Annotated in this window: 21 protein-coding genes; 12 read left to right on the forward strand and 9 right to left on the reverse strand. The window is 64.9% G+C overall.

The window, feature by feature from the left end; all coding sequences use genetic code 11:
• Positions 1–201: 201 nt before the first annotated feature.
• Positions 202–2,106: a potassium transporter Kup gene (locus IB274_RS10580; RefSeq protein WP_192431888.1), complete on the forward strand. Its 1,905-nt coding sequence runs from the start codon at positions 202–204 to the stop codon at positions 2,104–2,106.
• A 213-nt stretch (positions 2,107–2,319) separates the two neighbouring features.
• Here the strand turns inward: IB274_RS10580 and IB274_RS10585 are convergent, their stop codons facing one another.
• The 4 genes from IB274_RS10585 to IB274_RS10600 all read right to left on the reverse strand — a co-directional run bounded on the left by IB274_RS10585 (position 2,320) and on the right by IB274_RS10600 (position 5,089).
• The gene (locus IB274_RS10585; protein WP_081517936.1) at positions 2,320–2,586 is read right to left on the reverse strand and encodes a DUF2790 domain-containing protein; all 267 of its coding nucleotides are present in this window, start codon (positions 2,584–2,586) and stop codon (positions 2,320–2,322) included.
• 257 nt (positions 2,587–2,843) lie between these two features.
• Entirely contained in the window at positions 2,844–3,074 is a 231-nt protein-coding gene (locus tag IB274_RS10590; RefSeq protein ID WP_192431889.1) for a cbb3-type cytochrome c oxidase subunit 3, read from the reverse strand.
• Between the two features lies 1 nt (position 3,075).
• On the reverse strand, positions 3,076–4,503 hold the full coding sequence (ccoN, locus tag IB274_RS10595; RefSeq protein ID WP_192431890.1) for a cytochrome-c oxidase, cbb3-type subunit I: 1,428 nt from the start codon (positions 4,501–4,503) through the stop codon (positions 3,076–3,078).
• A 151-nt stretch (positions 4,504–4,654) separates the two neighbouring features.
• Positions 4,655–5,089 (reverse strand): NUDIX hydrolase, encoded by a 435-nt coding sequence (locus IB274_RS10600; RefSeq protein WP_192431891.1) that lies wholly within the window; start codon positions 5,087–5,089, stop codon positions 4,655–4,657.
• 131 nt (positions 5,090–5,220) lie between these two features.
• Here IB274_RS10600 and rluB point away from each other — a divergent pair, with 131 nt between their 5' ends.
• Positions 5,221–6,540, forward strand: a complete 1,320-nt coding sequence (gene rluB / locus IB274_RS10605; protein WP_192431892.1) for a 23S rRNA pseudouridine(2605) synthase RluB — start codon at positions 5,221–5,223, stop codon at positions 6,538–6,540.
• A 92-nt stretch (positions 6,541–6,632) separates the two neighbouring features.
• Here rluB and IB274_RS10610 read toward each other — a convergent pair whose 3' ends face one another.
• The 5 genes from IB274_RS10610 to IB274_RS10630 form a co-directional block, all read right to left on the reverse strand.
• On the reverse strand, positions 6,633–7,559 hold the full coding sequence (locus IB274_RS10610; RefSeq protein WP_192431893.1) for a GGDEF domain-containing protein: 927 nt from the start codon (positions 7,557–7,559) through the stop codon (positions 6,633–6,635).
• 266 nt (positions 7,560–7,825) lie between these two features.
• Positions 7,826–8,569 carry a YciK family oxidoreductase gene (locus tag IB274_RS10615; RefSeq protein ID WP_192431894.1) on the reverse strand — a complete coding sequence of 248 codons (744 nt, stop codon included), beginning with the start codon at positions 8,567–8,569 and terminating at the stop codon, positions 7,826–7,828.
• A gap of 51 nt (positions 8,570–8,620) precedes the next feature.
• Positions 8,621–9,298, reverse strand: a complete 678-nt coding sequence (mupP, locus tag IB274_RS10620; RefSeq protein WP_192431895.1) for an N-acetylmuramic acid 6-phosphate phosphatase MupP — start codon at positions 9,296–9,298, stop codon at positions 8,621–8,623.
• Entirely contained in the window at positions 9,295–9,993 is a 699-nt protein-coding gene (ubiG, locus tag IB274_RS10625) for a bifunctional 2-polyprenyl-6-hydroxyphenol methylase/3-demethylubiquinol 3-O-methyltransferase UbiG (RefSeq protein WP_192431896.1), read from the reverse strand. Before ubiG ends, mupP begins: the two co-directional genes overlap by 4 nt.
• A 125-nt stretch (positions 9,994–10,118) precedes the next feature.
• A complete protein-coding gene (locus tag IB274_RS10630; protein ID WP_192431897.1) occupies positions 10,119–11,444 on the reverse strand; it encodes a TRZ/ATZ family hydrolase in 1,326 nt (441 codons plus the stop codon).
• Between the two features lie 152 nt (positions 11,445–11,596).
• On the opposite strand from IB274_RS10630, the gene mtnA reads away from it, so the two are divergent.
• The 10 genes from mtnA to rarD all read left to right on the forward strand — a co-directional run bounded on the left by mtnA (position 11,597) and on the right by rarD (position 25,974).
• A complete protein-coding gene (gene mtnA / locus IB274_RS10635; protein WP_192431898.1) occupies positions 11,597–12,673 on the forward strand; it encodes an S-methyl-5-thioribose-1-phosphate isomerase in 1,077 nt (358 codons plus the stop codon).
• A 233-nt stretch (positions 12,674–12,906) separates the two neighbouring features.
• Positions 12,907–15,687 carry a DNA gyrase subunit A gene (gene gyrA / locus IB274_RS10640; protein WP_192431899.1) on the forward strand — a complete coding sequence of 927 codons (2,781 nt, stop codon included), beginning with the start codon at positions 12,907–12,909 and terminating at the stop codon, positions 15,685–15,687.
• Positions 15,688–15,701: 14 nt separating this feature from the next.
• Entirely contained in the window at positions 15,702–16,787 is a 1,086-nt protein-coding gene (serC, locus tag IB274_RS10645) for a 3-phosphoserine/phosphohydroxythreonine transaminase (RefSeq protein ID WP_192431900.1), read from the forward strand.
• Positions 16,787–17,884 (forward strand): prephenate dehydratase, encoded by a 1,098-nt coding sequence (pheA, locus tag IB274_RS10650; RefSeq protein ID WP_192431901.1) that lies wholly within the window; start codon positions 16,787–16,789, stop codon positions 17,882–17,884. The genes serC and pheA overlap by 1 nt, the downstream gene beginning before the upstream one ends.
• An 87-nt stretch (positions 17,885–17,971) precedes the next feature.
• Entirely contained in the window at positions 17,972–19,084 is a 1,113-nt protein-coding gene (hisC, locus tag IB274_RS10655; RefSeq protein ID WP_192431902.1) for a histidinol-phosphate transaminase, read from the forward strand.
• Entirely contained in the window at positions 19,077–21,302 is a 2,226-nt protein-coding gene (locus IB274_RS10660; protein WP_192431903.1) for a bifunctional prephenate dehydrogenase/3-phosphoshikimate 1-carboxyvinyltransferase, read from the forward strand. The genes hisC and IB274_RS10660 overlap by 8 nt, the downstream gene beginning before the upstream one ends.
• Positions 21,302–21,991, forward strand: a complete 690-nt coding sequence (gene cmk / locus IB274_RS10665) for a (d)CMP kinase (protein ID WP_192431904.1) — start codon at positions 21,302–21,304, stop codon at positions 21,989–21,991. Before IB274_RS10660 ends, cmk begins: the two co-directional genes overlap by 1 nt.
• A 397-nt stretch (positions 21,992–22,388) precedes the next feature.
• Complete coding sequence (gene rpsA, locus IB274_RS10670; protein WP_017517968.1) at positions 22,389–24,071, forward strand: 30S ribosomal protein S1; 1,683 nt, start codon at positions 22,389–22,391, stop codon at positions 24,069–24,071.
• Positions 24,072–24,211: 140 nt separating this feature from the next.
• Complete coding sequence (locus tag IB274_RS10675) at positions 24,212–25,081, forward strand: carboxylate/amino acid/amine transporter (RefSeq protein ID WP_138215144.1); 870 nt, start codon at positions 24,212–24,214, stop codon at positions 25,079–25,081.
• Positions 25,078–25,974: an EamA family transporter RarD gene (rarD, locus tag IB274_RS10680; RefSeq protein ID WP_192431905.1), complete on the forward strand. Its 897-nt coding sequence runs from the start codon at positions 25,078–25,080 to the stop codon at positions 25,972–25,974. The genes IB274_RS10675 and rarD overlap by 4 nt, the downstream gene beginning before the upstream one ends.
• Positions 25,975–26,007: the final 33 nt, after the last annotated feature.

The raw sequence follows: 26,007 nt of genomic DNA on the forward strand, positions 1-26,007 counted from the left end.
AAAAGTGCGCAATTCTAGCGGCGTCCCGCGCACTTGACCAGCCTCTCTGGGACAACCTGTCGCAGGCCATCGGACAGCCCCGTTTGCCCGGTAATTGTGAGCAACAGGCTCTATAGTCATTCAGAACCTTCGCACCCGGCCCTTGCATCGACGAATGGCTCGGAGCAGGATGCGCCGAATTTTTTTGAGGAATTTTGTTACATGTCCGATGCAAGCGCCGGCACCGTTGAGCATGAGCAGCCCCATTCGAGCTCCGCGATCGGCCTGATGGTCGGCGCCGTGGGCGTCTGCTACGGCGATATCGGCACCAGCCCGCTGTACACCCTCAAGGAGGTATTCATCGGCGGGTATGGCGTACAGGCCAACCATGACGGCGTGCTGGGCGTGCTCTCGCTGATCTTCTGGTCGCTGATCTGGGTGGTGTCGATCAAGTACGTGATCTTCGTCCTGCGCGCCGACAACCAGGGCGAGGGCGGGGTGATGGCGCTGTCGGCACTGGCCCGCCGCGCCGCCGCCGGGAAGCATCGCTTGCAGGCGATGGTGGTGATCGCCGGCTTGATTGGCGCGGCACTCTTCTATGGCGACAGCATGATCACCCCGGCGATTTCGGTGCTTTCGGCCATCGAGGGTCTGGAGATCGCCTTCGACGGCCTGGAGCACTGGGTGGTGCCGCTGTCGCTGATCGTGCTGGTCGGCTTGTTCCTCATCCAGAAGCACGGCACCGCGCGAATCGGCATTCTCTTCGGTCCGGTGATGGTGGCGTGGTTCGTGGCGCTGGCGGCGCTGGGCGCCTACGGCGTGTCGCGCCAGCCGGAAGTGCTGAAGGCGATGAACCCGGCATGGGCTGTCAATTTCTTTCTATCGCATCCGGGTATCGGCGTGGCCATCCTCGGCGCGACCGTACTGGCGCTGACCGGTGCCGAAGCGCTGTACGCCGACATGGGCCACTTCGGCCGCAAGCCCATCGCCCGCGCCTGGTTCGCCCTGGTGCTGCCGGCGCTGGTGCTGAATTACTTCGGCCAGGGCGCGACCATCCTGGTCGACCCGGAAGCCGCGCGGAACCCCTTCTACCTGACCGCTCCAGGATGGGCGCTGGTGCCGATGGTGGCGCTGTCCACTGCGGCCACGGTAATCGCGTCCCAGGCGGTGATTTCCGGCGCCTTCTCGCTGACCCGCCAGGCCATCCAGCTCGGCTTCGTGCCGCGCATGGTGATCCAGCACACCTCCAGTCACGAGCAGGGGCAGATCTACATTGGCATGGTGAACTGGGCACTGATGGTCGGTGTGGTCCTGCTGGTGCTGGGCTTCGAATCCTCCGCCGCTCTGGCCTCGGCCTATGGCGTGGCGGTGACCGGAACCATGCTGATGACCACGCTGCTGATGGGCGTGGTGATCTGGCTGCTGTGGAAGTGGCCGCTGTGGTTGGCGATTCCGTTCTTCCTGATGATGCTGTTCGTCGACACCCTGTTCTTCGCCGCGAACCTGCCGAAGGTCGTCCAGGGTGGTGCCTTCCCGGTGATCGCCGGCATCGGCCTGTTCATCCTGATGACTACCTGGAAGCGTGGCCGCCAGCTGCTGGTGGACCGCCTCGACGAGGGCTCGCTGCCGCTGCCGCTGTTCATTTCCAGCATCCGCTCGCAGCCGCCGCACCGCGTGCAGGGCACCGCCGTGTTCCTCACCGCGCGCACCGACGCCGTGCCCCATGCGCTGTTGCACAACCTGCTGCACAACCAGGTGCTGCATGAGCAGGTCGTCCTGCTCACCGTGGTCAACGAAGACAGCCCGCGCGTGCCGCCGGACCGTCGCTTCGAGGTGGATGCCTACGGCGAGGGCTTCTTCCGCGTGGTGCTGCACTTCGGCTTCATGGAAGACCCGGACATCCCGCAGGCGCTCAAGCTATGCCACCTCAACGAGCTGGATTTCAGTCCGATGCGCACCACCTACTTCCTCAGCCGCGAGACGGTGATCCCCTCCAAGCTGATCGGCATGGCGCGCTGGCGCGAGGCGCTGTTCGCCTTCCTGCTGAAGAACGCCAACGGCAACCTGCGCTACTTCAATTTGCCGCTGAACCGGGTGATCGAGCTGGGGACGCAGGTGGAAATCTGAGTTTCAGCTGTATGAAAAAACGCGCCAAATGGCGCGTTTTTTCATTGTGGGTGCAGCCCCGTGCTGATGACTCTTAGTAGGAGCGGGCAAGCTCGCTCCTACAGCCATTCGCCGAACCGCATCGCTGTGCAGAAATCAGGATCGCCCCCCGGACCGCCACCACAGGCTCGCGGGGTTTGGCCAAGACGGCCGGAGGGCGATGCGCGCTCAGGCTCAGCCCTGGCTGGTGCTGCCGCCCCATTCGAGGAAGCGGACCTTGTGGGTCTCGCCGTTGTGATCCTGGTAGACCATGTATGCCGGCACGATGCCGACCTTGCCGGAGTTGTCGGTGCGGTGCAGGACCTTGTCGACGTCCAGGGACATGCCGTAGTGGTATTCGGTGACCGGCAGCTCGGCGCCGGGGTTCTTGATTGCGTCCTGGGCAAAAGCCATCGGGGCGAGGCTGGAGATGACAGCCGACACGACAGAGGCAAGCTTCATTCTTTGTTTCCTCGGTAAAGGGCCCTTCGGGTCCCTTGAATGGGTTTGAAAGCCCCACCGGGGAGCACTGGCATCGATGATGTCTGTCCTGGGGTCCAGACAGGACAGGGGACGATGCTTCAGGCGTCCATCAGGTGGCGGGGCACGGGAGTGATATTCCTCCTCGGGCTGCCCGCCGGGAAATTGATGTGCTTGCTAATGAAAATTGATGGAGGTGATGCGGCGCTCTGTCGCAGGCCTTTGCGGAAGATGCCGCGCTAGGGCTGCCAGTCGCGCCAGTGCTGGCAGTCGCCCCGGCAGCGGCCAGGGCAGGCGCAGCCGGTGCGGCTGCGCCCCGTGGCTTTCTCCATGCGCCGGGCAACCTCTTCGTCATCGGCGAAGGGCAGCATGCTGGCTTCCTCGATGCCGCGCTTGCGGTGCGCCCGCAGGCTCCAGCCGACGCCGAAGTACAGCGCCAGCAGGCCGCCCAGTCCCAGCAAGAGCGTCATCTCAGGCCATCCGTTCGGCGACGCGCAGGGCTTCCGGGCGTGCCTGGCGCACAGTCATCCAGGTGTTCCAGGCCATCAGCAGCATGCCGCCGAGGAACATCATGCCGCCGCTCATGCGTACCACGAAGCCGGGGTGGCTGGCCTGCAGCGCTTCGACGAAGGAGTAGGTGAGCGTGCCGTCGGCGTTCACCGCCCGCCACATCAGGCCCTGGGTGATGCCGTTGACCCACATCGAGGCGATGTAGAGGACCGTGCCGATGGTGGCCAGCCAGAAGTGTGCGTTGATCAGGCCGATGCTGTGCATCTGTTCGCGACCGAAGACCTTGGGAATCAGGTGGTAGAGCGAGCCAATGGAAATCATCGCGACCCAGCCCAGCGCGCCGGCATGGACGTGGCCGATGGTCCAGTCAGTGTAGTGGGACAGGGCATTGACGGTCTTGATCGCCATCATCGGACCTTCGAAGGTCGACATGCCGTAGAACGCCAGCGACACCACCAGGAAGCGCAGGATCGGGTCGGTGCGCAACTTATGCCAGGCGCCGGACAGCGTCATCATGCCGTTGATCATCCCGCCCCAGCTGGGCGCCAGGAGGATCAGCGACATCACCATGCCCAGCGACTGCGCCCAGTCGGGCAGGGCGGTGTAGTGCAGGTGGTGCGGGCCGGCCCAGATGTACAGAGTGATCAGCGCCCAGAAGTGCACGATGGACAGCCGGTAGGAATACACCGGGCGCCCGGCCTGCTTGGGCACGAAGTAGTACATCATCCCGAGGAAGCCGGTGGTGAGGAAGAAACCCACCGCGTTGTGCCCGTACCACCATTGCACCATGGCGTCGGTGGCGCCGGAATACACCGGGTAGGACTTGAACCAGTCCACCGGGATGGCCAGGTGGTTGACGATGTGCAGCATCGCCGTGACCAGGATGAAGGCGGCGAAGAACCAGTTGCCCACATAGATGTGCGAGGTCTTGCGCTTCATCAGCGTGCCGAAGAACACCACTGCGTAGGCGACCCAGACGATGGCCATCCACACCGCGCCGGTGAATTCGATCTCGGCGTATTCCTTGGTGGTGGTGTAGCCCAGCGGCAGGGTGATCATCATGGTCACGATCAGCGCCTGCCAGCCCCAGAAGGTGAAGGCGGCGAGGCTGTCGGAGAACAGCCGCGTCTGGCAGGTGCGCTGCACCGTGTAATAGCTGGTGGCGAACAGCGCACAGCCGCCGAAGGCGAAGATCACCAGGCTGGTGTGCAGCGGGCGCAGGCGCCCGAAACTGGTCCAGGGCAGGTCCAGGTTCAGTTGCGGCCAGACCAGCTGGGAGGCTATCAGAACCCCCATGGCCATGCCGACGACACCCCAGACCACCGTCATGATGGCGAACTGGCGGACCACCTTGTAGTTGTACGCCTGCTCCGTGCTTCTCGTGTTCATGCTCGATTCCCGCTTGTGACAGAACGTCCGGGCGCGCCATGGACTGCAAATCCGGCGCGTTCCGGTGAGCGGGCAATCTAGGAAAATGCGCGGGCAGGAAACAGATTCAGATAGGCCGCGCAAATACGGATCAGCGGCCGGCCTTACGGAATCAACCGATGTCCAGCCGCCCTGCGAGGAAATGCCGCAGGCGTTCCTGCAGGTAGTCCACCGCCTGGTCGTGGCCGAGGTATTCGCTGACCCGCATCAGGCGCCAGTACTGGCCTTCGTCACCGAAACGGATGGCCTCGAACTCGGCCTGTTCCAGGCGCGCCACCAGGAACCAGGCCCAGGGTGCTGGGCCATGGGTGGCGGGGTAGCGGCGCTGCCATTCGATGCGCTCCTCGTCCAGGCGCAGGGCGAACTCTTCCTCCAGTTCGCGCAGGGCGCATTGCGCCGGGGTTTCGCCGCCTTCGCGGCCGCCGCCGGGGAAATCCCAGCAGCCGGGATAGGGGATGCCGGGCTTTTCGTCGCGCTTGTAGACCACCAGTTGGCCGGCGTGGAACAGCGCGAGTTTGGCGCCGGTGAAGTCGTCTACGTGCTGCATGGACCTGTTCCCCGTGTGTCGTCGCGCAAGTCGGCTAGTCTTTCCCGTTCGCAGGCGGTGCTTTGCCGCGCACAAGCGCGTATGATGCGCGACCTTTTTCTTCGTTGCACGACACACCGGGAGGTGCCGAGATGAACGATTCGCACGAAAACACAGAACTGACCCCCGCTCCGGAAGGCGAGAAGCTGCAGAAAGTCCTTGCCCGCATGGGCGTGGGCTCGCGCCGCGACGTCGAAGCCTGGATCGAGGAAGGCCGCGTCAAGGTCAACGGCGCCGTGGCGACCCTTGGCCAGCGCGTGGGTGATCGCGACGCCATCGCCGTCGACGACCGCCTGCTCAAGCGCGAGAAGATCGAAGAGCACGTCCGTCGCGTACTGATCTACAACAAGCCCGAAGGCGAAGTCTGCACCCGCGACGATCCGGAAGGCCGCCCGACCGTGTTCGACCGCCTGCCGCGCCTGCGCAGCGGCCGCTGGATCAACGTCGGCCGCCTGGACATCAACACCACCGGCCTGCTGATGTTCACCACCGACGGTGAGCTGGCCAACCGCCTGATGCACCCCTCCTACGAGATGGACCGCGAGTACGCCGTGCGCGTGCGCGGCGAAGTCGACGAAGAGATGATCGAGCGCCTGAAAGCCGGCGTGATGCTCGAAGACGGCCCGGCCAAGTTCAGCGACATCCAGGAAGCTCCGGGTGGCGAAGGCTTCAACCACTGGTACCACGTGGTAGTGATGGAAGGCCGTAACCGCGAAGTCCGCCGCCTGTGGGAATCGCAGGGCGTGGTGGTCAGCCGCCTGAAGCGCGTGCGCTTCGGCCCGGTCTTCCTGACCTCCGAGCTGACCATGGGGCGTTACCGCGAAATGGGCCAGCGCGAGCTGGACATCCTCAGCGAGGAAGTCGGCCTGACGCCGATCGCCCTGCCGGCGGTCTCCACCAAGACCAAGGAAAAGGTCGAGCGCCAGGAGCGCAAGCTCGGCAAGAAGCTGGCGCCCAGCGAGCGTCCGGGCCGTGGCTCGCGTACCCGCACCGATCGCGCCGAAGGCGAGCGTCCGCAGCGTGCTCCGCGTCCGGCTGCTGGTGAGCGTCCGGCCCGTGCTCCGCGCGATTCGGACGAGCGTCCGGCTCGCGCACCGCGTGATGCAGGCGACCGTCCGGCGCGCGCCCCGCGTGGTGATTCTGCCGACAGCCGCGCTCCGCGCAAGCCGCGTGACGCCGGTGGCGATCGTCCTGCTCGCGCTCCGCGTGACGGCGCCGATCGTCCGGCCCGTGGTCCGCGCAGCGATGCCGGCGAAGGCCGCGCACCGCGCAAGGCGCCGAGCGACCGCCCGGCTCGCGAGAAAGGCGCCCCGCTGGCCGAGCGTCCCGGCAAGCCAGTCGCCCGCAAGCCGATCGCCAAGCGTCGTCCGCAAGCTGCCGGTGACGGCATGCGTCCGGGCTTCAAGCGCTAAGCGACAGCAGTAAATGAAGAAGGGCTCCTCGGAGCCCTTTTTTATTGCCTGCGAATTACCCGGATGGGCTCTTCGTAGGAGCGAGGCAGGCGTCAGCTGGCGCAGGCCAGCCGGTTGCGACCGTCGCGCTTGGCCTCGTAGAGGGCGTTGTCTGCCCGGCGCAGGAGATCGTCCACCGATTCGCCGCCATTGAGTGTCGCGCAGCCCAGGCTGATGGACAGCGGCAAGCGCTTGCCGTCGGCGGCCAGGTTCAGCTCCTCCACGGCAGTGCGAAGCCGTTCGCCCACCTGCACGGCGGAGACGCCGGGGGTGTTGGAGAGCAGCACGAGGAACTCCTCGCCGCCGAAGCGGAACACCATGTCGACGTTGCGCAGGCTGTTCTTCAGCGCCGTGGCCACGGCGCGCAAGGCGTCGTCGCCGACGCTGTGGCCGTGCTCGTCGTTGATCTGCTTGAAGTGGTCCAGGTCGAGCATGAGGATAGACAGCGGCAGCAGGTGCCGCCGGGCTACCTCGACCTCGCGGCCCAGGGTCTGGTCCATGGCGATGCGGTTGCCGGTGCCGGTCAGCGCATCGCGTAGTGCCGACTGCACGGCGGCGCGGTAGAGCAGGGCGTTGCGCAGGGGGTAGAGCAGGCAGGCCATCAGCGATTCCAGCTGCGACAGCTCGGCCTCGGAGAAGCGTCGGGCGCGGCGGAAGCTGATCTCGCCCAGGTATTCGCTGGCGTGGGTCAGGCGGTAGTCGGCGTTGTGTCGGGCCGCTTCGCCGAACTCCAGGCGCAGGTCGGCTCCGGCATGGGCGTAGGCCATGTACTCCACCGGCAGCATCTGCTGGATCTCGCGGAAGAACACCGCCAGGATGCGCTCGGCCTCCAGGCTCACCTGCAATTGCAGGTTCAGCTGCTGGCGCAATTCCAGCAGGTCCAGCGGACGCCGCGAGAGGGTGCGGGTGTCCTGGCTGGCTGCGCGCTGGAGCTTGGCAGCATCGAAATCGATGGTGTTGGACTGCTTGGGAGGAACCATGGCGGTGACCATTTTTACGGCGTTTGCGAAGGACAGAGCGATTTCCGTGCCAGGGCGCGGAAAGGCCTGAAAAGTCGCCGTATTGACCGACCGATGGTGGTCAGGGTTCCCGGGGGAGGAAGGTTTCGCCAGAAGTCTGGCGAAATAGTGGCACTTTGCCGGAGTGTTGCGCGAGGTGGAGCCGGAAAATTGGCGGAAAGCGGCGTGGTTGCTGGGCTGCAGGCCGACGCCGCTGGTACGTCAGTGCCGAATCTTCAGGGGCGGAATCAGTCCTGGGCGTTGAAGGCCTGGCCGTTCACGCCTTTGCTGTCCGGGCCCATGAGATACAGATAGACCGGCATGATCTCTTCGGGCGCCGGGTTGTTGTAGGCATTCTCGCCCGGATAGGCGTGGGCGCGCATGGCGGTCCGGGTGGCGCCGGGGTTGACGCTGTTGGCGCGCACGCTGGAGATGTCCTCGCACTCGTCCGCCAGCACCTGCATCAGGCCTTCGGTAGCGAACTTCGACACCGCGTAGGCGCCCCAGTACGCACGGCCCTTGCGGCCGACGCTGCTGGAGGTGAAGACCACCGAGGCGTCCTCGGAGAGCTTGAGCAGCGGCAGCAGGGTGTGGGTGAGGCTGAACATGGCGTTGACGTTCACCTGCATGACGCGGGTGAAGTTGTCGGTGGAAATCTGCTCGATGGGCGAGCGCAGGCCGAGGATCGAGGCATTGTGCAGCAGGCCGTCGAGCTTGCCGAACTCCTTCTCGATCATCGCCGCCAGCTCGTCGTACTGGTGCGGCAGGGTGGTTTCCAGGTTCAGCGGGATCACCACCGGTTCCGGATGGCCGGCGGCGAGGATCAGGTCATAGACCTCGTTGAGGTAGTCCTCGGTCTTGCCCAGCAGCAGCACAGTGGCGCCGTGGGCGGCGAAGGCGAGCGAGGCGGCCCGGCCGATACCGCGGCCGGCGCCGGTCACCAGGACCACGCGGCCCTTGAGCAGGTCGGGGCGGGCGGAATAGTCGAACATGGTTTCTCCTTGGCGGAGCCCGTCAGCGCGACGGGCTCCCGGGAATTCGGCTCAGCAGGAGCAGAGGGCGCGGTCCAGGACGGTGAGCAGGTCGCGGGGGGCATCGACGATGACGTCGGCGCCCCAGTGCGCGGGGTTGTCGTCCGGGTGGATATAGCCGTAGCGCACCGCTGCGGTCTTGGTCCCGGCGGCACGGCCCGACTCGATGTCGCGCAGGTCGTCACCGATGAACAGCACTTCGGACGGGTCGACCTTCAGCTGGCTGCAGGCCAGCAGGAGCATTTCCGGGTCCGGCTTGCTGTTCTTCACGTGGTCCGGGCAGACCAGCACGGCCGAGCGCTTGGCCAGGCCCAGCTGTTCCATGATCGGCGCGGCGAAGCGCACCGGCTTGTTGGTCACCACGCCCCAGATCAGGCGCGACTGCTCGATGCTCTCCAGCAGTTCGGCCATGCCGTCGTACGGACGGGTGAAGACGGCGCAGTGCTCCTGGTAGCGGTCGAGGAACTCCTGGCGCAGGGTCTCGAAGCCGGGGGCTTCCGGGTCCATGTCGAAGGTTGCTGCAACCATGGCGCGGGCGCCGCCGGAGACCACGTCCTGGATGCGCTGGTCATCGATCGGCGCGCGGCCATGGGCGGCGAGCATCGCCTGGCACACGGCGATGAAGTCCGGCGCGGTGTCCAGCAGGGTGCCGTCCATGTCGAAGAGAACCGCTCTGAGCATGCGACTCACTCCTCGCGCAGGGTCTGGATCATGTAGTTGACGTCAACGTCGTTGGCCAGCTTATAGTGCTTGGTCAGCGGGTTGTAGGTCAGACCGATGATGTCCTTGACCGCCAGGCCCGCGTCACGGGACCAGGCGCCCAGCTCGGAGGGGCGGATGAACTTCTTGAAGTCGTGGGTGCCGCGCGGCAGCAGGCGCATCACGTACTCCGCACCGACGATGGCGAACAGGTAGGCCTTCGGGTTGCGGTTGATGGTGGAGAAGAACACCTGGCCGCCGGGCTTGACCATCTTGTAACAGGCGCGGATGACCGAGGCCGGGGCCGGCACGTGTTCGAGCATCTCCAGGCAGGTCACCACGTCGAACTGCTCGGGCATCTCTTCGGCCAGGTCTTCGGCGGTGATGCGGCGGTATTCCACCGGCACGCCGGATTCCAGCTGGTGCAGCTGGGCGACCGCCAGGGGCGCTTCGCCCATGTCGATACCGGTGACGGTGGCGCCGCGCTGGGCCATGGCTTCGCTGAGGATGCCGCCGCCGCAGCCGACGTCGAGTACCTTCTTGCCGGCGAGGCTGACGCGCTCGTCGATCCAGTTGACCCGCAGCGGATTGATGTCGTGCAGGGGCTTGAACTCGCTTTCGCGGTCCCACCAGCGGTGGGCGAGGGCCTCGAATTTGGCGATCTCGGCGTGGTCGACGTTGCTCATGGTGTCCCTATTGATCAAAAAGCTGGAAACGAAGGCTGACTATGATGCCAGCTTCGTTCAATGGATGGGGCGCGGCATGACAGATTGTCGCAGCGCCGGCCCGAGCCGCCGCTGCGACAGAAAGCTCAGGCGCCAGCGATCTTGCGGCCCCACTCGCCAGCGACGGCGATCAGGCGCTCTTCGTCCAGGCGGGTGAGTTCGCCGTTGTCCAGCAGTTGTTTACCGCCGACCCACACGTGGCGCACGCAGTCGCGGCCGCTGGCATAAATGACCTGCGAGACCGGTTCGTACACCGGCTGCTGGGCCAGCCTGGAGAGATCGAAGGCGATGATGTCGGCGGACTTGCCCAGTTCCAGGCTGCCGGTCTCCTGCTCCATGCCCAGCGCGCGGGCGCCATTCAGGGTGGCCATGCGCAGGGCGCGGTGGGCGTCCAGTGCTGTGGCCTGGCCAGCCACTGCCTTGGCCAGCAGCGCGGCGGTGCGGGTTTCGCCGAGCAGGTCGAGGTCATTGTTGCTGGCGGCGCCGTCGGTGCCGATGGCGACGTTGACGCCGGCCTGCCATAGCCGCTCCACCGGGCAGAAGCCGCTGGCCAGCTTGAGGTTGGATTCCGGGCAGTGCACCACCGAGCTGTTGGTTTCCACCAGCATGGCCAGGTCTTCGTCGTTCACCTGGGTCATGTGCACGGCCTGGAAGCGCGGGCCGAGCAGGCCGAGGCGGTGCAGGCGGGCCAGCGGGCGCTCGCCGTCCTTTTCCAGCGCCTGCTGGACCTCGAAGGCGGTTTCGTGGACGTGCATGTGGATGCCGGCGTCCAGCTCCTCGGCGAGCATCAGGATGTTTTCCAGCTTGTCGTCGCTGACCGTGTAGGGCGCGTGCGGGCCGAAGGCGACCTTGATGCGCGGGTGGTGCTTGAGGTCGTCGCGCAGCGCCAGCCCCTGGCGGATCGCGTCGTCGGCGTCACGGGCGCCGGGCACCGGGAAGTCCAGCACCGGCACGCTGATTTGCGCGCGCACGCCGGCCTTGTGCACCACCTCGCAGGCGACCTGCGGGAAGAAGTACATGTCCGAGAAGCAGGTGATGCCGCCCTTGAGCTGTTCTGCGATGGCCAATTCGGTGCCGTCACGGACGAAGTCCTCGCTGACCCATTTGGCTTCCGCCGGCCAGATGTGTTCCTGCAGCCAGGTCATCAGTGCCAGGTCGTCCGCCAGGCCGCGGAACAGGCTCATCGCCGCGTGGCCGTGGGCATTGATCAGCCCGGGGGAGAGCAGCATGCCCGGCAGCTCGCGGGTTTCCGTGGCCGGATGGCGCAGTGCTTCGGCGCGCGGGGCGAGCAGGGCGATGCGGCCGTCGCGGATGCCCAGACCGTGGTCGCGCAGGACGACGCCGGCGGGCTCCACGGGGACGATCCAGGTGGGGAAGAGCAGCAGGTCGAGCGGGACTTTTTCGGTCGGCATGAAGCGCATCCTGGGCGCGTGGATAAAGGCGCCGAGTATAGCCGAGCAGCGGGGCTTCAGGCTCGGTATACTCGGCCGTTTCCCGGTGTTTCCGGGGTGATTCCCGTGGTGCCGGAGCGGCCCGCGATTCCATTGAAATGAAGAGGTGTTCCATGCGTGAGCGACTGTTGGCGGCCGAACGGGTCACGGCCATTGATTGGCGCAAGGGCACACTCCGTCTGCTGGATCAGCGTCTGTTGCCGCTGGAGGAAACCTGGCTGTCGTACGAGACCGCCGAAGGCGTAGCCGACGCCATTCGCCAGATGGTCGTGCGCGGCGCGCCGGCCATTGGCATCGCCGCCGCCTATGGCCTGGTGCTGGGGCTGCGTGCCCGTGTGGCCGCTGGTGGTGACTGGCGCGCGGCGCTGGAAGAAGACTTCACCGTGCTGGCCGAGTCGCGTCCGACTGCGGTCAACCTGTTCTGGGCGCTGAATCGCATGCGCGACCGTCTTGAGCGCCTGAAGCCGGGCGAAGACCCGATGCCGCTGCTGGAAGCCGAGGCCGTAGCCATCCATGAAAGCGACCGCGAGGCGAACCTGACCATGGCCCAGTTGGGCGTGGACCTGATCCGCAAGCACCATGGCGGCCCGCAGAAGATCCTCACCCACTGCAATACCGGCGCCCTGGCCACCGGTGGCTTCGGCACCGCACTGGGCGTGCTGCGCGCGGCGCACCTGGAAGGGCTGATCGAGCGAGTCTACGCCGACGAGACCCGCCCCTGGCTGCAGGGCGCTCGCCTGACTGCCTGGGAGCTGGCCAACGAGGGCGTGCCGGTCACCCTGAACGTGGACTCGGCCGCCGCGCACCTGATGAAGACCGAAAGCATCACCTGGGTCATCGTCGGCGCCGACCGCATCACCGCCAACGGCGACGTCGCCAACAAGATCGGCACCTACCAACTGGCGGTCACCGCCATGCACCACGGCGTTCGCTTCATGGTGGTGGCGCCCAGTTCGACCATCGACATGGGCCTGGAAAGCGGCGAGGACATCCCGATCGAGGAGCGCGACGGTCGCGAACTCCTGGAAATTGGCGGCAAACGTGTCGCTGCTGACGTCGAAGCCTTCAATCCGGTATTCGATGTGACCCCGGCCGACCTGATCGATGCCATCGTGACCGAGCGCGGCGTCGTCGAACGTCCGGACACCGAGCGCATGGCCCAGCTGATGAGCCGCAAGCGCCTGCACTGACGGGGTCTGCGGCAATTCATCGAGGGGCTTGGCCGAGGGTAGGGTTTGACCCGGGCTTGTGGTAAGCTCCGACGGTTCTTGATGGGGCATTTTTTCGCCCCCCACAGCATCGCGGATCAACGGCCAAGTCGTTGATTTGTAGAGAGTCGGTGGCGCTTTGATGGCGCGCCGCGCTCCGCCGGGCTCAGGACGGGCCTGGTGGAGTCACATTTGAAAAAGGAACCAGGCTTCTCATGGGCGAACTGGCCAAAGAAATCCTCCCGGTCAACATCGAAGACGAACTCCGACAGTCCTACCTCGATTACGCCATGAGCGTGATCGTCGGTCGTGCCCTGCCCGATGCGCGCGACGGCTTGAAGCCCGTGCATCGCCGCGTCCTGTACGCCATGAGCGAACTGGGCAACGACTGGAACAAGCCCTACAAGAAGTCCGCCCGTGTGGTCGGCGACGTGATCGGTAAGTACCACCCGCACGGCGACACTGCGGTGTACGACACCATCGTCCGCATGGCCCAGCCGTTCTCGCTGCGCTACATGCTGGTCGACGGCCAGGGCAACTTCGGTTCGGTGGACGGCGACAACGCTGCAGCCATGCGATACACCGAAGTGCGCATGTCCAAGCTCGCCCATGAGCTGCTGGCGGACCTGGACAAGGAAACCGTCGACTGGGTGCCCAACTACGACGGCACCGAGCAGATCCCGGCGGTCATGCCGACTAAGATCCCGAACCTGCTGGTCAACGGCTCGAGCGGTATCGCCGTGGGCATGGCGACCAACATTCCGCCGCACAACCTCACCGAGGTGATCGACGGCTGTCTGGCGCTGATGGACAACCCCGAGCTGTCCATCGATGACCTGATGCAGTACATCCCCGGCCCGGACTTCCCGACCGCGGGCATCATCAACGGCCGTGCGGGCATCATCGAGGCCTATCGCACCGGTCGTGGTCGCGTCTATATCCGTGCCCGCGCCACCATCGAGGACATGGAGAAGGGCGGCAACCGCCAGCAGATCATCATCACCGAGCTGCCCTACCAGCTGAACAAGGCCCGTCTGATCGAGAAGATCGCCGAGCTGGTGAAAGAGAAGAAGATCGAAGGCATCACCGAGCTGCGCGACGAGTCCGACAAGGACGGCATGCGCGTGGTCATCGAGCTGCGTCGCGGCGAAGTGGGCGAGGTCGTGCTGAACAACCTCTACGCCCAGACCCAGCTGCAGAGCGTCTTCGGCATCAACGTGGTGGCCCTGGTTGACGGCCAGCCGCGCACGATGAACCTCAAGGACATGCTCGAGGTGTTCATTCGTCACCGCCGTGAAGTGGTGACCCGCCGGACCGTCTACGAGCTGCGCAAGGCTCGCGAGCGCGGCCATATCCTCGAAGGCCAGGCCGTCGCCCTGTCGAACATCGACCCGGTAATCGAGCTGATCAAGACCTCGCCGACCCCGGCCGAGGCCAAGGAGCGTCTGATCGCCACCGGCTGGGAATCCAGCGCCGTGGAAGCGATGGTCGAGCGCGCTGGCGCCGATGCCTGCCGTCCGGAAGACCTGGACCCGCAGTACGGCCTGCGTGACGGCAAGTACTTCCTGTCACCGGAACAGGCCCAGGCCATCCTGGAACTGCGCCTGCACCGCCTGACCGGCCTGGAGCACGAGAAGCTCCTGTCCGAGTACCAGGAAATCCTCACCCTGATCGGCGAGCTGATCCGCATCCTGACCAGCCCCGAGCGCCTGATGGAAGTCATCCGCGAGGAACTGGAGAAGGTCAAGGCTGAGTTCGGCGACGCCCGCCGCACCGAGATCGTCGCCTCGCAGATGGACCTGACCATCGCCGACCTGATCACCGAAGAAGAGCGCGTGGTGACCATCTCCCACGGCGGCTACGCCAAGTCCCAGCCGCTGGCCGCCTACGAGGCCCAGCGTCGCGGTGGCAAGGGCAAGTCCGCCAGTGGCGTGAAGGACGAGGACTACATCGAGCACCTGCTGGTCGCCAACAGCCACGCCACCCTGCTGCTGTTCTCCAGCAAGGGCAAGGTCTACTGGCTGCGCACCTTCGAGATCCCGGAAGCCTCGCGTACCGCCCGTGGCCGTCCGCTGGTGAACCTGCTGCCGCTGGACGAGGGCGAGCGCATCACCGCGATGCTGCAGATCGACCTGGAAGCCGTGCGCGCCCAGTTCGCCGGCGACGACAACGATGACGACGACGTGGTTGCCGAGCAGGTCGCCGAAGTGGTGGAAGCCGAAGAGGCCGAAGAGGGCGACGACGCCGACTTCAGCCAGGACGAGCCGACCGGCGCGTACATCTTCATGGCCACCATGAAAGGCACCGTCAAGAAGACCCCGCTGATCCAGTTCACCAAGCCACGTTCCAACGGCCTGATCGCCCTGAAACTGGAAGAGGGCGACTCGCTGATCGCCGCCGCCATCACCGACGGTTCGAAGGACGTGATGATGTTCTCCGACGCCGGCAAGGTGATCCGCTTCAAGGAAAGCAAGGTGCGCATCATGGGCCGTAACGCCCGTGGCGTGCGCGGCATGCGCCTGGCCGAAGGCCAGCGCATCATCTCCATGCTGATCCCCGAGTGCCGCGAAGCGCAGATCCTCAGCGCCTCCGAGCGTGGCTACGGCAAGCGCACCCCGCTGGCCGACTACCCGCGTCGCGGTCGTGGTGGCCAGGGCGTGATCGCCATGGTGATCAACGAGCGTAACGGCAACCTGGTGGGCGCCGTGCAGGTGCTGGATGGTGAGGAGATCATGCTGATTTCCGACCAGGGAACCCTGGTGCGTACCCGTGTCGACGAAGTCCGCGGCGCTGGCCGTAACACCCAAGGCGTTATCCTCATCAAGCTCGCCGCCGACGAAACCGTCGTGGGCCTGGAGCGGGTGCAGGAGCCGACCGTGGTGGAAGGCGAAGACGACGTCATCGATGGTGAAATCGTCGAGGGCGAAGTGTCGGAAGAAAACCCAGAAGCAGGCGAAGCTGCGGCTGAAGAAGCCCCGCAGGCCAGCGAAGACTGATAGCGAGAGTGGATGTGAGCAAGCGAGCCTTTAACTTCTGCGCCGGTCCCGCGGCGCTTCCCACCGAGGTGCTGGAGCGCGCCCGCGCCGAGTTGCTGGATTGGCAGGGCAAGGGCCTGTCGGTCATGGAAATGAGCCACCGTAGCGACGATTACGTGGCCATCGCCGAGAAGGCCGAGCAGGACCTGCGCGACCTGATGGGCGTGCCGTCGAACTATAAGGTGCTGTTCCTGCAGGGCGGCGCCAGCCAGCAGTTCGCCGAGATCCCGCTGAACCTGCTGCCCGAAGATGGCGTGGCGGACTACGTGGAAACCGGTATCTGGTCGAAGAAGGCCATCGAAGAGGCTCGCCGCTACGGCAACGTCAACGTGGTTGCCAGCGCATCCAAGTACGACTACTTCGCCATCCCCGGGCAGAACGAGTGGAACCTGTCCACGGACGCCGCTTACCTGCACTACGCGTCCAACGAGACCATCGGCGGCCTGGAATTCGACTGGATTCCGCAAGTCGGTGACGTCCCGCTGGTGGTGGACATGTCCTCGGACATCCTCTCCCGCCCGACCGACGTGTCGAAGTTCGGCTTGATCTACGCTGGCGCGCAGAAGAACATCGGCCCTTCCGGCCTGGTCGTTGTTATCGTTCGCGAAGACCTGCTGGGCCGCGCCCGCAGCATCTGCCCGACCATGCTCAACTACAAGGTCGCCGCTGATAACGGCTCCATGTACAACACCCCCGCGACCTACTCCTGGTACCTCTCCGGCCTGGTCTTCCAGTGGCTGAAGGAGCAGGGCGGCGTCGACGCCATGGAGCAGCGCAACCGCGCCAAGAAGGACATGCTGTACGGCTTCATCGACAACAGCGACTTCTACACCAACCCGATCCAGCCCAGCGCCCGCTCCTGGATGAACGTGCCGTTCCGCCTGGCCGACGAGAAGCTCGACAAGGCCTTCCTCGAAGGTGCCGACGCGCGCGGCCTGCTCAACCTGAAGGGCCATCGTTCGGTGGGCGGCATGCGTGCCTCCATCTATAACGCCCTGGGCCTGGATGCCATCGAAGCCTTGGTTGGCTACATGGCCGAGTTCGAGAAGGAGCATGGCTGATGAGCGACGCTGACCAGCTCAAGGCTTTGCGCGTACGCATCGACAGCCTCGACGAGAAGATCCTCGAGCTGATCAGCGAACGCGCCCGCTGCGCCACCGACGTGGCGCGCGTGAAGATGGCTGCCCTGCCCGAAGGCGAGAAGCCGGTGTTCTACCGGCCCGAGCGCGAGGCGTGGGTGCTCAAGCACATCATGGAGCTGAACAAGGGCCCGCTGGACAACGAGGAAGTCGCTCGTCTGTTCCGCGAGATCATGTCCTCCTGCCTGGCCCTGGAACAGCCGCTGAAAGTGGCCTACCTCGGCCCGGAAGGCACCTTCACCCAGGCCGCGGCGCTCAAGCACTTCGGCCATGCGGTGATCAGCACGCCGATGGCGGCTATTGACGAAGTGTTCCGCGAAGTCGCTGCCGGTGCGGTGAACTTCGGCGTGGTGCCGGTGGAAAACTCCACCGAGGGCGCGGTCAACCACACCCTCGACAGCTTCCTCGAGCACGACATGGTGATCTGCGGTGAGGTGGAACTGCGCATCCACCACCACCTGTTGGTAGGCGAGAACACCAAGACCAGCAACATCACCCGTATCTACTCCCACGCCCAGTCCCTGGCCCAGTGCCGCAAGTGGCTGGATGCGCACTACCCGAACGTCGAGCGCGTGGCGGTCTCCAGCAACGCCGACGCCGCCAAGCGGGTGAAGAGCGAGTGGAACAGCGCGGCGATTGCCGGCGATATGGCCGCCAACCTGTACGGCCTGGACAAGCTGCACGAGAAGATCGAGGACCGCCCGGACAACTCCACGCGCTTCCTCATGATCGGCAACCAGGAAGTGCCGCCCACCGGCGATGACAAGACTTCCATCATCGTCTCCATGCGCAACAAGCCGGGCGCTCTGCACGAGCTGCTGGTGCCGTTCCACAACAACGGCATCGACCTGACCCGCATCGAGACCCGCCCGTCGCGCAGCGGCAAGTGGACCTACGTGTTCTTCATCGACTTCGTGGGCCACCACAAGGACCCGCTGATCAAGGATGTCCTGGAAAAGATCAACAGCGAAGCCGTTGCCCTGAAGGTGCTGGGTTCGTACCCCAAAGCGGTTCTCTGAACCGACAGCCGCAAGCCAGGGCCGCAAGCTGCCGACACGTCGGTAGAAGGTTGATGGCTTGCGGCCCATAGCTTGAGGCTTTTAGCGATGTCGTGTGATTTCCTTGCCCTCGCCCAGCCAGGCGTGCAGAAACTTTCCCCCTACGTGCCCGGCAAGCCGGTCGATGAACTGGCCCGCGAGCTGAAGCTCGACCCCGCCGGCATCGTCAAGCTGGCCAGCAACGAGAACCCGCTGGGCCCGAGCCCGAAGGTCCTCGACGCCATTCGTGCCGAACTGGCCGAACTGACCCGCTACCCTGACGGCAACGGCTTTGAGCTGAAGAGTCGACTGGCCGCCCGTTGCGGCGTCGAGACCACGCAGGTCACCCTGGGCAACGGTTCCAACGACATTCTCGACCTGGTGGCCCGCGCCTACCTAGCCCCCGGCTTGAACGCCGTGTTCAGCCAATACGCCTTCGCCGTTTACCCGATCTCCACCCAGGCGGTTGGCGCTCAGGGCAAGGTCGTGCCAGCGAAAGACTGGGGCCATGACCTGGAAGCCATGCTGGCGGCCATCGACGCCAACACCCGCGTGGTCTTCATCGCCAACCCGAACAACCCCACCGGCACCTGGTTCGGTCCGGACGCGCTGGAGCGCTTCCTCTCGCAGGTGCCGCAGAATGTGCTGGTGGTGCTCGACGAGGCCTACATCGAGTACGCCGAAGGCGAAGAACTGCCGGACGGCCTGAAGTACCTGACCCGCTACCCGAACCTGCTGGTTTCGCGCACCTTCTCCAAGGCCTATGGCCTGGCTTCGCTGCGGGTCGGCTACGCGATCTCCTCGGCGCAGGTCGCCGACGTGCTCAACCGCGTGCGCCAGCCGTTCAACGTCAACAGCCTGGCCCTGGCCGCCGCCTGCGCCGCGCTGGATGACGCGCAGTATCTGGCTGAAGGCAAGCGCATCAACGATGAAGGCATGACCCAGGTGGAAAGCGGCCTGCGTGCCTTGGACCTGCAATGGATTCCTTCCAAGGGCAACTTTATCGCCGTCGACCTCAAGCGTGATGCAGGGCCGATCTACCAGGCCCTGCTCGCCGAAGGCGTAATCGTCCGTCCTGTGGGCGGCTACGGCATGCCGCAGCACCTGCGCATCTCCATTGGCCTGCCGGCCGAGAACGCCCGTTTCCTCCAAGCGCTCGCCAAGGTGCTTGCCCGTGCCTGATGTCCAGCCGCACAAGCTGCGCCGACTGGTGGTGGTGGGGCTGGGCCTGATCGGCGGCTCCTTCGCCAAGGGCATCCGCGAAAAGGGCCTGTTCGAGGAAGTAGTCGGCGTCGACCGTGACCCGCAGACCCGTCGCCTGGCGGTGGAGCTGGGCGTGGTAGACCGCTGCGAGGAAAGCCTTGCCGCCGGTTGCCGCGAGGCCGATGTGATCCAGCTCGCCGTGCCGATCCTGGCCATGGAGAAGGTTCTCGGCGAACTCGCCACCCTCGACATCGGTAACGCGATCCTCACCGATGTGGGCAGCGCCAAGGGCAACGTGGTGCGCGCCGCGAAAGCGGTATTCGGCGGCATGCCGGCGCGCTTCGTGCCCGGCCATCCCATCGCCGGCTCCGAGCAGAGCGGCGTGGAAGCGGCCAACGCCAAATTGTTCCGCCGTCATAAAGTCATCCTCACGCCGCTGGATAATGCCGACGCGGACGCGATCCAGTGCGTCGAGAGCCTCTGGCGCGAGCTGGGTGCGGATGTCGAGCAGATGGCCGTCGAGCACCACGACGAAGTCCTCGCTGCCACCAGCCACCTGCCGCACCTGCTGGCCTTCACGCTGGTCGACTCGCTGGCCAAACGCAGCGAGAATCTGGAAATCTTCCGCTACGCCGCTGGCGGCTTCCGCGACTTCACGCGGATTGCCGGCAGCGACCCGGTGATGTGGCACGACATCTTCCTCGCCAACCGCGAGGCGGTGCTGCGCATCCTCGACGTATTCCGTGACGACCTCGATGATCTGCGCGAGGCCGTCGACAAAGGGGACGGGCAACAACTGATGGGCGTCTTTACCCGCGCCCGTGTTGCCCGCGAGCATTTCAGCAAAATCCTGGCCCGTCGGGCCTATGTGGACGCCATGCACAACAATGACCTGATTTTCCTGGCCCAGCCGGGTGGCCGCCTTTCCGGACGTGTTCGCGTACCGGGTGACAAGTCCATTTCCCACCGCTCGATCATGCTCGGCTCCCTCGCCGAAGGCACGACCGAGGTGCAAGGCTTCCTCGAGGGTGAAGATGCCCTCGCCACCATCCAGGCGTTCCGCGACATGGGCGTGGTCATCGAAGGCCCGCACCACGGCCGCGTGACCGTTCACGGCGTTGGCCTGCACGGCCTGAAGACCCCGCCCGGCCCGATCTACCTGGGCAACTCCGGCACCTCCATGCGCCTACTCAGCGGCCTGCTGGCCGCCCAGCCGTTCGACACCACCCTGACCGGTGACGCCTCGCTGTCCAAGCGTCCGATGAACCGCGTCGCCAAGCCGCTGCGCGAGATGGGTGCGGTGATCGAGACCGGCCCCGAAGGTCGTCCGCCGCTGACCATCCGTGGTGGCCAGAAGCTCACCGGCATGCACTACGACATGCCGATGGCCAGCGCCCAGGTGAAGTCCTGCCTGCTGCTCGCCGGCCTGTATGCCGCTGGAGAAACCTCCACCACCGAGCCGGCTCCGACCCGCGATCACACCGAGCGTATGCTGCGCGGCTTCGGCTACCCGGTCGACGTCGAAGGCGCCACCGCCCGCGTCGAGTCCGGCCACAAGCTCAGCGCCACCTCAATCGAAGTGCCGGCCGATATTTCCTCGGCGGCCTTCTTCCTGGTCGCCGCGAGCATCGCCGAAGGTTCCGACCTGACCCTGGAGCACGTCGGCATCAACCCGACCCGCACCGGCGTCATCGACATCCTCAAGCTCATGGGTGCCGACATCACCCTGGAAAACCAGCGTGAAGTGGGCGGCGAGCCGGTTGCCGACATCCGCGTGCGTTCGGCCAAGCTCAAAGGCATCGATATTCCCGAAGATCTCGTGCCGCTGGCCATCGACGAGTTCCCGGTACTCTTCGTCGCCGCCGCCAACGCGGAAGGCCGCACCGTCCTGCGCGGCGCGGAAGAGCTGCGGGTGAAGGAATCCGACCGCATCCAGGTCATGGCCGACGGCCTGCTGGCCCTGGGCGTGAAGTGCGAGCCGACCCCGGACGGCATCATCATCGACGGCGGCAGCTACGGCGGCGGCGAAGTCTGGAGCCACGGCGACCATCGCATCGCCATGTCCTTCAGCGTGGCCTCCCTGCGTGCCGGCGCGCCGATCCGCATCCACGACTGTGCCAACGTCGCGACCTCCTTCCCGAACTTCCTCGGGCTGGCGTCCGGCGCGGGCATCCGTGTTGCCGAGGAGAAGAACTGATGAACGGCGAATGGCCGGTCCTCGCCATCGACGGCCCCAGCGGCTCGGGCAAGGGCACCGTCGCCGGCCTGCTGGCCAAGCGCCTGGGCTGGAACCTGCTGGACTCCGGCGCGCTCTATCGCCTGCTGGCGTTCGCCGCCGGTAACCACGGCATCGACCTGACCAACGAGGAAGCCCTCAAGGTCCTCGCCGCGCATCTGGACGTGCAGTTCACCCACGCCAAGGGCGGGCAGGGCCAGCACATCATCCTCGAAGGCGAGGATGTCACTGACGTGATCCGTACAGAGCAGGTAGGCGCGGGCGCCTCGCAGGTTGCCGCACTGCCGGCGGTCCGCGATGCGCTGCTGCAGCGTCAGCGTGCCTTCCTCGAAGCGCCGGGCCTGGTGGCCGATGGTCGCGACATGGGCACGGTGGTCTTCCCCAGCGCTCCGCTGAAGATATTCCTCACCGCTTCCGCCGAGGAGCGCGCCCGTCGCCGCTACCTGCAACTCAAGGGCAAGGGCATCGACAGCGACCAGGCGCAACTGGCCGAGGAAATCAGCGCCCGCGACGAGCGCGACAGCCAGCGTGCCGTCGCTCCGCTGAAGCCTGCCGAAGGTGCCATCCTGGTGGACTCCACCTCGATGAGCATCGACGAAGTAGTGGATAACATCCTCGCCGAGGTTTCGCGCTTGGGGCTGGCGGACTAGTCGAATCGGGAAACGAAAATCCCCGGCCATTCCGGGGGTTTTTCTTTTCGGATAAGGATACTCGTAGGAGGGATCTGACGGGCGGTTCTCCCAACTTGCCAGCCTGGGCGAAAATGGAAGATTGAGGCTGGAGTGGCGAAGATCGGTGGAAACCAGGGTCATCGATTGACGCAATCGGGATCCGTTGCTACCATTCCAGACCTTGTATCGGGAGGGTTTCGTCCATATTGAGCGAAACCTTCCCTTAAAATCTGAATGTGGAGCATCCGTTTCGGCGGGTGCAACAGGGGGCCGGCGGGATACCAGTCTCGATCCCGCTGGCTTCTTTTTCATCACTTGACCGTGTCTGCTGGTGGCGCGGAATCGGGCTTACAAGCCTTTGACTACAGGTATAGACATGAGCGAAAGCTTCGCAGAACTCTTTGAAGAAAGTCTGAAATCCCTCGACATGCAGCCGGGTGCAATCATCACCGGCATCGTGGTCGACATCGATGGTGACTGGGTCACCGTCCATGCCGGTCTGAAATCCGAGGGCGTCATCCCGGTCGAGCAGTTCTACAACGAACAGGGCGAGCTGACCATCAATGTGGGTGACGAAGTCCACGTTGCGCTTGACGCGGTAGAAGATGGCTTTGGTGAAACCAAGCTGTCCCGCGAAAAAGCCAAGCGTGCCGAGAGCTGGATCGTTCTGGAAGCTGCTTTCTCTGCCGACGAAGTGGTCAAAGGCGTCATCAACGGCAAGGTCAAGGGTGGCTTCACCGTTGACGTCAACGGCATCCGCGCGTTCCTGCCGGGTTCGCTGGTCGACGTGCGTCCGGTGCGTGACACCACTCACCTGGAAGGCAAAGAGCTCGAGTTCAAGGTCATCAAGCTGGACCAGAAGCGCAACAACGTTGTCGTTTCCCGTCGCAGCGTCCTGGAAGCCGAAAACAGCGCCGAGCGCGAAGCTCTGCTGGAATCGCTGCAGGAAGGCCAGCAGGTCAAAGGTATCGTCAAGAACCTCACCGACTACGGTGCGTTCGTTGACCTGGGCGGCGTCGATGGTCTGCTGCACATCACCGACATGGCCTGGAAGCGTATCAAGCATCCGTCGGAAATCGTCAACGTTGGCGACGAGATCGATGTCAAGGTTCTGAAGTTCGACCGCGAGCGCAACCGCGTATCCCTGGGCCTGAAGCAACTGGGCGAAGACCCATGGGTTGCCATCAAAGCCCGTTACCCGGAAGGCACCCGCGTTACCGCGCGCGTCACCAACCTCACCGACTACGGCTGCTTCGCCGAGCTGGAAGAGGGCGTGGAAGGCCTGGTACACGTCTCCGAAATGGACTGGACCAACAAGAACATCCACCCGTCGAAAGTCGTTCAGGTTGGCGACGAAGTGGAAGTTCAGGTTCTGGACATCGACGAAGAGCGTCGTCGTATCTCCCTGGGCATCAAGCAGTGCAAGTCCAACCCGTGGGAAGACTTCTCTGGCCGCTTCAACAAGGGCGACAAGATCTCCGGCACCATCAAGTCGATCACCGATTTCGGTATCTTCATCGGCCTGGAAGGCGGCATCGACGGTCTGGTTCACCTGTCCGACATCTCCTGGAACGAAGTTGGCGAAGAAGCCGTTCGCCGCTTCAAGAAGGGCGACGAGCTGGAAACCGTCATCCTCTCCGTTGATCCGGAGCGCGAGCGCATCTCCCTGGGCATCAAGCAGCTGGAAGACGATCCGTTCTCCAACTACGCCTCGCTCAACGAGAAAGGCACCATCGTTCGCGGCACCGTGAAGGAAGTTGACGCCAAAGGCGCTGTCATCAGCCTGGGCGGCGAAATCGAAGGCGTTCTGAAAGCCTCCGAAATCAGCCGTGACCGCGTTGAAGACGCTCGCAACGTTCTGAAAGAAGGCGAAGAAGTCGAAGCCAAGATCATCAGCATCGACCGTAAGAGCCGCGTCATCTCCCTCTCCATCAAGTCCAAGGACGTTGATGACGAGAAAGATGCGATGAAAGAACTGCGCACCAAGCAAGACGTAGAAAACACTGGTCCGACCACCATCGGTGATCTGATCCGTGCTCAGATGGAGAACCAGGGCTAATCCCTGATTCACCATCCAAGGAAAAGGGCGACTTCGGTCGCCCTTTTTCGTTTCTGCCTTTCACAGGGCGCGGGCGCGCAGCGCTTTTCCTACGCTGAGACTGACGCTATGTTGCCTGCCCCGTTCCGGTCGCCTTTTCCATGCCTTACCTGCTTTTCGTCACCGTCCTCTGGGCGTTCTCCTTCAGCCTGATCGGCGAGTACCTCGCCGGGCAGGTCGACAGCTATTTCGCCGTGCTGACCCGTGTGGTGCTGGCCGGCCTGGTGTTCCTGCCGCTGACTCGCTGGCGCGGCGTGGAGCCGCGCTTCATCGCCGGCGTGATGCTGGCGGGCGCGCTGCAGTTCGGCATTACCTATGTCTGTCTCTACCAGAGCTTCCGCGTGCTGACGGTGCCGGAAGTGCTGCTGTTCACCGTGCTGACGCCGCTGCACGTGGCACTCATCGATGACGCGCTGAACCGCCGCTTCAACGCCTGGGCGCTGCTGGCTGCCGCCGTTGCGGTGCTGGGCGCCGGGATCATTCGTTATGACGGCGTCAGCGGCGACTACATCCAGGGCTTCCTGCTGCTGCAGCTGGCCAACGCGACCTTCGCAGCGGGGCAGGTGTTCTACAAGCACCTGGTGCAGCGTTATCCCTCGGATATCCCGCAGTACCGTCGCTTCGGCTACTTCTTCGTCGGCGCGCTGTTGATCGCGCTGCCGGGCTGGCTGCTGTTCGGCAATCCGCAGAAGCTGCCAACCACCGACCTGCAGTGGGGTGTGCTGGTGTGGATGGGCCTGCTGGCCACCGCGTTGGGACAGTTCTGGTGGAACAAGGGCGGCACGATGGTGGATGCCGGCACCCTGGCAGTGATGAACAACCTGCACGTACCAGTGGGCCTGCTGATCAACCTGCTGATCTGGAACGAGGCCGCCGACCTGCCGCGCCTGGCGTTGGGTGGTGCGGTGATCGTCGCGTCGCTGGGTGTCAACCGCTTCGGCCTGCGCCGCCAGAAGGAGCGTTTCGCATGAACATCTCCGGACGTGGTGTAGCGCTGTCCCTGGCGTCTTCCGTGCTGTTCGTGACCCTGCCGGGTTACATCCACTCGCTGGAGCCGCTGACCAGCATCCAGGTGATTGCTCACCGAGTGGTCTGGTCGATTCCCATGGTTCTGCTGCTGGTGCTGTTCACCCGCCAGGGCGGCGTGCTGCGCGACGCGGGCCGGCGCCTGCTGCGCGAGCCGTGGCTGCTGGCGTGCTTCCCGCTGACGGCGGCGATGATGCTGATCCAGTGGGGCGTGTTCATCTGGGCGCCTATGGTCGGGCGCACGTTGGAGCTGTCGCTGGGCTACTTCCTGCTGCCGCTGACCATGGTGCTGTGCGGCCGGGTGTTCTACGGCGAGCGCCTGACCACGCTGCAGGCCATCGCCGTTGCCTTCGCACTGGCGGGCGTGCTGCACGAGCTTTGGCTGACCCGCGCATTTTCCTGGTTCACCCTGATCACGGCACTGGGCTATCCGCCGTACTTCATGCTGCGCCGCAAGATGGCGGTGGATTCGCTGTCGGGCTTCGTCTTCGAGATGATCGTGCTGCTGCCGTTCGCCCTGGCGACCCTGTGGATAACCGATAGCGGCCAGGTGCTGGAGGAGGTGCCGCGCCTGTGGGCTCTGCTGCCGCTGCTGGGACTCATCAGCGCGCTGGCGTTCGGCGCAATGATGGCCGCCAGCCGGCTGCTGCCCATGGGGCTGTTCGGGATTCTGAGTTACGTCGAGCCGGTGCTGCTGTTCGCCATCGCCGTGCTGTTCCTGGGCGAGGCGTTCAACCCGGCGCAGATCTGGACCTACGGGCCGATCTGGATCGCCGTGCTGCTGACCGGTTGGGATAGCGCGCGACTGCTGCGCCGACAGGCGCGTCGCGGCCTGTAAGCGAAGGGATAGAGGCGAGGAGCCAGCGCTCTC

It is taken from the genome of Pseudomonas sp. PDM18 (assembly GCF_014852585.1).
Taxonomy (GTDB): domain Bacteria; phylum Pseudomonadota; class Gammaproteobacteria; order Pseudomonadales; family Pseudomonadaceae; genus Pseudomonas.